This window comes from Mycobacterium sp. URHB0044 (assembly GCF_000620625.1).
Classification (GTDB): Bacteria; Actinomycetota; Actinomycetes; order Mycobacteriales; family Mycobacteriaceae; genus Mycobacterium.
In genome coordinates this window covers 209,198-216,945 of sequence record NZ_JIAW01000009.1, presented here as the reverse complement: position 1 = coordinate 216,945, position 7,748 = coordinate 209,198, and the positions used below count along the sequence as shown (strand labels likewise).

The 7,748-nt window shown below is 68.3% G+C and carries 7 protein-coding genes; 1 reads left to right on the top strand and 6 read right to left on the bottom strand.

The genetic code is table 11. The annotated features are described in order from the left end of the window. Positions 1-8: 8 nt before the first annotated feature. From N536_RS0119945 to N536_RS0119935, 3 genes are all read right to left on the bottom strand, one after another. Positions 9-1,790: an ABC transporter ATP-binding protein gene (locus tag N536_RS0119945; RefSeq protein ID WP_029115225.1), complete on the bottom strand. Its 1,782-nt coding sequence runs from the start codon at positions 1,788-1,790 to the stop codon at positions 9-11. Further along, the gene (locus tag N536_RS0119940; RefSeq protein ID WP_155948658.1) at positions 1,790-3,433 is read right to left on the bottom strand and encodes an ABC transporter ATP-binding protein; all 1,644 of its coding nucleotides are present in this window, start codon (positions 3,431-3,433) and stop codon (positions 1,790-1,792) included. Before N536_RS0119940 ends, N536_RS0119945 begins: the two co-directional genes overlap by 1 nt. 80 nt (positions 3,434-3,513) lie before the next feature. Further along, a complete protein-coding gene (locus tag N536_RS0119935; RefSeq protein WP_029115223.1) occupies positions 3,514-3,762 on the bottom strand; it encodes an MbtH family protein in 249 nt (82 codons plus the stop codon). A gap of 102 nt (positions 3,763-3,864) precedes the next feature. Here N536_RS0119935 and N536_RS0119930 point away from each other — a divergent pair, with 102 nt between their 5' ends. After that, on the top strand, positions 3,865-4,809 hold the full coding sequence (locus N536_RS0119930; protein ID WP_029115222.1) for a methionyl-tRNA formyltransferase: 945 nt from the start codon (positions 3,865-3,867) through the stop codon (positions 4,807-4,809). Here N536_RS0119930 and N536_RS0119925 read toward each other — a convergent pair. The 3 genes from N536_RS0119925 to N536_RS0119915 are packed head-to-tail and all read right to left on the bottom strand — an operon-like array spanning position 4,793 to position 7,747. Next, complete coding sequence (locus N536_RS0119925; protein ID WP_029115221.1) at positions 4,793-5,608, bottom strand: ABC transporter ATP-binding protein; 816 nt, start codon at positions 5,606-5,608, stop codon at positions 4,793-4,795. The two genes, N536_RS0119930 and N536_RS0119925, sit on opposite strands and share 17 nt — an antisense overlap. 22 nt (positions 5,609-5,630) lie before the next feature. Further along, positions 5,631-6,698, bottom strand: a complete 1,068-nt coding sequence (locus tag N536_RS0119920) for an iron chelate uptake ABC transporter family permease subunit (protein WP_029115220.1) — start codon at positions 6,696-6,698, stop codon at positions 5,631-5,633. After that, on the bottom strand, positions 6,695-7,747 hold the full coding sequence (locus tag N536_RS0119915; protein WP_029115219.1) for an iron ABC transporter permease: 1,053 nt from the start codon (positions 7,745-7,747) through the stop codon (positions 6,695-6,697). Before N536_RS0119915 ends, N536_RS0119920 begins: the two co-directional genes overlap by 4 nt. Between the last annotated feature and the right edge of the window lies 1 nt (position 7,748).

Below are 7,748 nucleotides of genomic sequence, written 5' to 3'. Positions count from 1 at the left end.
GCAGGTGATCAGTTGTGGGTGCTCCACGCACGCCACAGCCGGGCATACCGGCCGTCGAGCGCGACCAGTTCGTCGTGGGTGCCGTTCTCCACGATGCGTCCGTCGTCCATCACGGCGATCTGGTCCGCTGTGGCGGCCTGAGTGAGTCGATGCGCGACGATCAGCGTCGTGCGGCCCTTCGTCGCCGCAGCGGCGGCCTGTTCGAGTTCTGCGGCATGCGCGCTGCCTGCCTCTGCGGTGGCCTCGTCGAGGACCACGACTCGTGGATCGGCCAGCACCAGGCGGGCGAAGGCGACGTGCTGCGCCTGAGCGGAGGTCAACGCGACCCCGTGCTCGCCGACCAGGGTGTCGAGTCCGTCCTCGAGGGCCTCGACCCAGACACCGGCGCCAACTCGATGCAGCGCGGCCCACACCTCGTCGGGCGTGGCGTTCGGCGCGACGAGGCGCAGGTCGTCGATCAGACGCCCCGAGAAGACGTGGACTTCCTGCGTGATGGTGGCGACCCAGTGCCGCAACCGATTCCGATCGATGTCGTTGACCGGGACGCCGCCAATCCGGCTCTGCCCGCGGGTCGGGATGAGCAGTCCGGCGACGACCGCGGCCAGCGTCGTCTTACCCGCACCGGTGGTGCCGACCAGCGCGCAACGCGTACCGGCCGGAATGGTCAACGACACGTCGTGCAGCACCTCGGGACCCGCGCCGTAGGAGAACGAGACATGGTCGACTTCGACGTCCGAGCCGGCCGGTTCCGCCGCGGCGGTGCCCCTCACCGGTCCGTCGTCGTGCGCGGTGCGGATGTCGACGACCCCGACGAGGCGGGCCAGGCTGGCCGAGCCCGACTGGATCTCGTCGAAGTTGTACATCAGTTCGCCGATCGGATTGAACAGGCGGTGGAACATCAGCGCCGCGGCGGTGACCTGTCCGACGGTCACGTCGCCCGACCGAACCAGCAGGAACCCGACCACCAATGTGGCAGTGAGCCCGATGAATTCGGCCCTGTTGACCCGACCGACCAGGCGGGTGAAGAACGTGAACACCGAGATGGAGATGTCCCGGGCGCGCGCCGACGCCCGCTCGATGTCGGCCAAGTGCCGATCGTGGATCTCGTAGGCGTCGATGGTCTTGGCGCCCTGAATGGATTCGACGGTGACCTGGGCACGCTCGGCGATCGCCACCCGTTCCCCGGCGTACATCGGCGCCGAACGCGGCAGATACCACCACAGCCCAGCGGCGTAGGCCGGAATGCACAGCGCGCCTGCCAAGCCCAGCCGCCAGTCCAAACTCGTCATGCCGACGAGCGTGACGACACCGAGGAAGAAGGAGTTGAGGATCGTCGGCAACACCTCGGAAACGGCCCTGGCCACCACTGCGACGTCGGCGCCGACACGGGACAGCAGGTCGCCCCTGCCGCTCTCCTCGATCATGTTGGCGGGCAGGTTCAATGCGCGCCCGAGGACGTCCTCGCGGAGGTCGGCAAGCGTCTGTTCGCCGAGCCGGGCGGTCAGGTAGGACGACAGCCCGGTGCCCAATCCGCCGAGCAGTGCGGTGACCGCGATGACGACTGCGAGGCCCACGAGGCCGTCCGACGCGTCACCGTCACTGACCCGGTCGACGAGATTCCCAAGCAGATAGATGGGGACGATGGAGGCGCCGGCGGCCGCCAGGCCGACGAGGATGGCCGCGGCGACCTCACCACGACGGCGACGCAGAGCCGACGCCAGCCACGCTGCCGAGCGCGACGCGGTGGCGACCGGAAGGACCGGCTTGGCGATGGGATCGTCGACGGTCATTACCGCGTCACCAGGTCCCGGTACTCGGCATGTGCGTCGACCAGGTCGCGGTGGGTGCCCTCGTCGTAGACCCGGCCGTCGACCACCAGCACGACGCGGTCGGCGGCGGCGAGCAACGCCGGGCTGCTGGTCAGGACGATGGTGGTACGACCACCCTCGGTGCGCAGCCGCCGGAGGCCGTCGGCGATGGCCTGTTCGGTGACCGCATCGACGGCCGTCGTGGGGTCGTGCAACACCAGCACGTCGGGATCGACGGCGAGTGCCCTTGCCAGAGTCCAGCGTTGGCGTTGCCCACCGGAGAGGCTCGCTCCGCGTTCGACCACCGGGTGCGCCAGACCGTCGGGATGGAGGTCGACGACGTCCACTGCGCAGGACGCCTCCAGCGCGCTGCGCACCGCCCGGTCGTCGGGGGCATTCTCGGGGCCGGACACCTTGAGATTCGATTCCAGCGTGCCGGTGAACAGCGCGCTGTGATGGTGCTCGACCAGCAGGCTGGTGCGCCGTTCGCCCGCCGGGATCTCGTCGATGCGACGTCCGCCGATCCGTACCGCACCGGCGGACCGCTCGTGACCGGACAGCAGATCGATCAGTGCGGAGGCGTCGCGCGGGTCGGACGTCAGCACGGCGACGAACTCACCCTGATCCACGTCGAGCGACAGACCGTCCAGGCTGGCGTGCACGGCGTCGCGGATCGACAGCGTCCCCGGAGCGACGCCGGCATGCGTGGGAGTCGGGGCATGCGGCTGGTGGCGTGTCTGCGCGTTCAGCACGTTGGCGACGCGGTTGGCCGACGCCCGTGCCTCGGCGACCCAGCTGGGCACGACGGCCAGAAGGGAGAATGGCTCGATGAGGAACTGCGCCAATCCGATAACGGTGATCAGCTGCCCGACCGAGAGCGTGCCGTGGATCGTGAAGTAGGCGGCGACCACGGCCACTGCCATGGCGGCCAGTGCACCGGCGGCCGCCGCGGCGCCGGCGTGGACGCTCTGGATGCGTGATGCTCGCAGGGTGGCGGTCAGCGAACGGCGACTCGCGACGCGGTAGCGGGATGCGGCGTTGCTCTGCGCGCCGATGCCCGCGAGGGGGCGATGTCCACTGATCAGGTCGGTGGCGAGTGCGGTGGCACGACCCACCTCCGCCTGTTGCTCCTCGACGCGCCTGGCGATCATCGGCGCCGTGAGCTGCAGACCCGCCACGACGACGGGCACACCGATCAGCACCATGAGGCCCAGCGGCAGATCGATGCTCAGCAGCACGGCACCGCAGACGACGGTGCCCACCACTGCTGCGGCGACGCGAGGAATGTAGTCGAGTAGGTACGACGTGTCGTCGGCGTCGCTCGACGAAATCGACAGCAGCTCACCGACTTTGTAGTCGGTGCGGATGCCGAGCGGGTCGAGGATCTTGCTGCTCAGCTCGACTCGGAGCAGATGCGATTCGCGGGCGATGGCGAACATCAGCAGCCGGGCGCCGAAGCGGTACACCACCGTCAGGACGAGGAACATCGCTGCGAGCACCGCAATCCAACCGATGATCGCGGGCACGCTGCCGGTGGTGACGGCACGATCGACGATGATGCCGATCAGCACCGGTACCGAAACCTCGCACAATTGGTGCAGCGCGATCAGGCCGGTACCGGACATCAGCCAACGCAGATTGCGGGTAACCGTGCGGCGCAACACCGCTGCACCGGTCCAAGAGCCGTCGTGCTTGGCGACAGCGCTCACGCGGGCGACGGGGAGTGCGCGGCTGCGTCGTTCATGCGTTCCCGCAGTGATCGTGGACGCATGTCAGTCCACGTCTCGTCGACGTAGCGCAGGGCGCTCTCACGATCGACACCGTCGGGTCCGCCGAACGCCACCGCCCAGCCGGCAGGCACTGCGGCGAACGTCGGCCAGAGTGAGTACTGCTCTTCGTCGTTGACGAGCACCAGAAAACGGCCATCCTGATCGTCAAACGGATTGTTGGACAAAGCGCTCCTCCCCGTGGGCATGGTGCCCGCCGTGTTCGGAAGGCATGCTATCAAAGGTTAGGCTAACCATTGTTGGGTACCGCTTCGGATTGGGAGAGCACTGTGCGCGTCGTCATGTTCGGATACCAGACGTGGGGGCATCGCACCCTCCAGGCGCTGTTGAAGTCGCGGCACGAAGTGTGTCTGGTCGTGACACATCCGGCGAGTGACCATGCGTACGAGTCGATTTGGGCCGACTCGGTGGAGGACCTCGCGCGCAGCGAGGGCATCGAGGTCTTTCTCGCCAAGCGTCCCACACCGGAGTTGATCGAACTAGTGGCGGCCCTTGCGCCCGACGTCATGGTCGCCAACAACTGGCGCACCCGGTTGCCGGAGGACCTGTTCGGCATCCCCACCCATGGCACCCTGAACCTGCACGACTCGCTGTTGCCGAGATTCACCGGGTTCTCCCCGGTCATCTGGTCGTTGATCAGCGGTGCCACGCACACCGGGCTGACCGCGCACATGATGGATGCCGAACTGGACACCGGCGACATCCTGGTGCAGCGCGCCGTCGAGATCACCCCGACCAGTACCGGCACCAGCCTGGTGCTCGACACCCTGGATCTGGTGCCCGAGGTGCTCACCGAGGCGCTGGACCAGTTGGAGTTCGGTACGGCCATGGCGGTACCGCAGGACCTGAGCCAGCGGACGTTCTTCCACAAGCGCTCCGACCGCGACAGCGTCGTCGACTGGACATGGCCGGCGGTCGACATCGAGCGCTTCGTACGCGCGCTGTCGGATCCATACCCCAACGCCTACACCTACTTTCGTGGCGAACGCCTTCGGCTGATCACGTCGCACGTATCGCGATGCGTCTACGGCGGCACGCCGGGACGCGTGTTCATCGAGGAGGACGGCGGAATGGTGATCGTCGCCGGGGCCGACGCCTTCCGCGGGCAATCGCCTGGGCTGGTGCTCGACGTCGTGCGCACCGATGACGGTGTCGACCACGATGCGTTGGCCTACTTCGGACACGGTGGCGGGTACCTCACCTCCGAACCGTGACGTGCGGCGACGCCCGGGGGATCACCAGCGGGGTCCCGGTCTGCGGATCGTCGATGATCTGACACTTCAGGCCGTACACCGCCTCGACGAGCTCCTCGGTGATGACGGAGTGCGGATCGCCTTGCGCGACCACGCTTCCCGACTTCATGGCGATGATCTGGTCGGCGTAGCGGCAGGCGTGGTTGAGGTCGTGGAGCACCGCAACCACGGTGCGGTTCTGCTCGCGGTTGAGCATGGCGAACAGGTCGAGCAGTTCCACCTGATGGGCGATGTCGAGGTAGGTGGTCGGCTCGTCGAGCAGCACCAGCGGCGTCTGCTGGGCGAGCACCATGGCGACCCAAACCCGTTGGCGCTGACCGCCGGACAGTTCATCGACGAGACGCCCGGCCAGGTCGGTCACCCCGGTGCGCCGCATCGCGTCGGCAACCGCATCCTCGTCGTCGAGGGACCACTGGCGCAACACCTTCTGATGTGGGAACCGGCCGCGGGACACCAGGTCGGCGACGGTGATGCCCTCCGGGGCGATCGAGGTCTGGGGGAGCAGGCCCAGCCGGCGGGCGACCTCCTTGGTGTGCATGCTGCCGATGTCGTGGCCGTCGAGAATGACCTGACCGCCGGACGGTTTCAGCAGCCGGGCCAGGCCCCGCAGCAAGGTGGACTTGCCGCACGCGTTGGGCCCGACGATCGCAGTGACGCGGCCGTCGAGCACCTCGACGGACAGGTCGGCGATGATGGGCTTCTCGCCGTAACCGATCGAGAGATGGTCAGCGCGGAGTCGGGGGCCGAACTCTACTGTCACGGGGTAACCACCTTCTGCGGCATCAACGTTGGCGCGCCTGCGAGATGAGCAGGTAGATCAGATACACCCCGCCGAGCGATACGGTGACCGCGCCCACGGGCAGTTCGCTCCCACCGAACAACTGTTGGGCGAGGACGTCGCTCACCAGGAGCAGCACCGCGCCCATCGCCGCCGATGGGATCAGGCCCACGCCGGGACTCGCGGTGAGCCGGCGTGCGATCTGCGGGGCGGCGAGCGCGACGAACGACACCGGCCCGGCCGCGGCGCAGGCCACGGCCACCAGGCCGACGCCGGCGACGAGGTACGCCAACCGGGCGCGCTCCGGCCGCACGCCCAGTGCGCCTGCGGCATCGTCGCCCATTTGCAACACCGGCAGCTGCGGCCCCAGCGCCACCAGCACCACGGCCACGACGAGCAGGCAGATCGACATGGGAATCACTTGCTCCCAACTCAATCCGTTGAGCGTGCCCTGCTGCCACACCGAGGCGGTGATGGCGGTGTGGAGGTCGATCTTGAGCACGATCCACTGATTGACCGAACTCACCACCGCGCTGACCGCGATGCCCACGACGATGAGCCGGTAGCCCGCCACGCCGTTGCGGTAGGAGAGGGCGTACACGACGACGGCGGTGACGAGACCGCCGACCAACGCTCCGGCCGCCACGGCGTAGTACCCGCCACCGAGGCCGGCGATGACGATCAGAGCGCCGGTGTAGGCGCCCGTGTTCACCCCGATGATGTCCGGGCTGCCCAGCGGGTTGCGGGTCAGGGCCTGGAAGATCGCTCCCGAAACGCCCAGTGCGGCGCCGATGAGCAACGCCATCAACATGCGGGGCATCCGCCATTCCAGGACGACCACCCGGTCGAACGACGTGTTGGTGCCCAACAGGACGCCGAGCACGTCGGCGGGCGCGACGGTGAACTTGCCGATGCCGAGCGTCAGCACCGCGACCACGACGGCGGCGATCAGTAGCGACGCGACGACGGTGACCGCACGCCACGATGCTCGTGCGGACAGGCTGCCGATCCGGAACACGAGTTGACGGCGGCCGAATTCAACCTGGTGTGAAGGGTTCTCGACGATCGTCATGACTGATCAACAGCCCGCCTGCGGACCAGCCAGATGAGGACCGGCGCACCGAGGAACGCGGTGACGATGCCTGCGGGCAGTTCGGCGGGACGGATGACCACCCGCCCGAGGATGTCGGCGGCCAGCAGCAGGGCCGGTGCAACGACGGTGGCGTAGGCGAGGATCCAGCGCCAGTCCGGTCCCGTGAATCGTCGCACCGCATGCGGCACCATCAGGCCGACGAAGCCGATGGGGCCCGCGCCGGCAGTGGCCGCGCCCGCCAGCAGGGTGACGGCGATCAGGCTCAGCGCCTGGGTGCGGGCCACGTTGCCGCCGACGGTCTTCGCCAGATCGTCACCGAGCGCGGTGACGTTGAGCGAACGCCCCACGACGATGCACAAGCCAACACCGATGGCGATGAATGGGGCGACGGCCGCGGCCACTTCGAGGGAGCGGCCGTCGAGCGCCCCCGCGTCCCAGAACCGCATGTTGTCGAAGGCGCGCGGGTTGCGCAACCGAACCGCGTATCCGATGCCGTCCATCACCGCGCCGACGGCGACGCCGGCGAGCAGCACGCGGATCGGGGTGACCGTGGCGCGGCCCGTCATGCCGACCAGGTAGACCACCAGCATCGCGAACAGCGCACCGGCGAACGCGAACCAGATGTAGGTCCAGATGCCGGTCAGGCCAAGGAATGCGATGGCGCAGACGACGAACAACGCTGCGCCGGAGTTGATTCCGAGGATCTCCGCGTCGGCCAGCGGATTGCGTCCCACCGCCTGGATCAGGGTTCCCGACAGTCCGAGGGCCACGCCGACGAGCAGCGCGAGCACGGTGCGAGGAACGCGCAGATCGTGCACGATCCACTGGTCGCCGACGTCCTGGTAGTTCGTCACGGCGTGCCAGACGGCTGACAGGGCTACGTTTTCGGTGCCGACGGCGAGGCTCGCGATGCACGTCGCGGCGAGCAGTGCCACGGCGCCGACGAGCCCCACGGCCCGTCGGCGTCGCGTTGCACGCGTCGGCGGAACGAGAGGCGGCGCCGCAAGCGCAGGGGCGGTGGCGGTCACG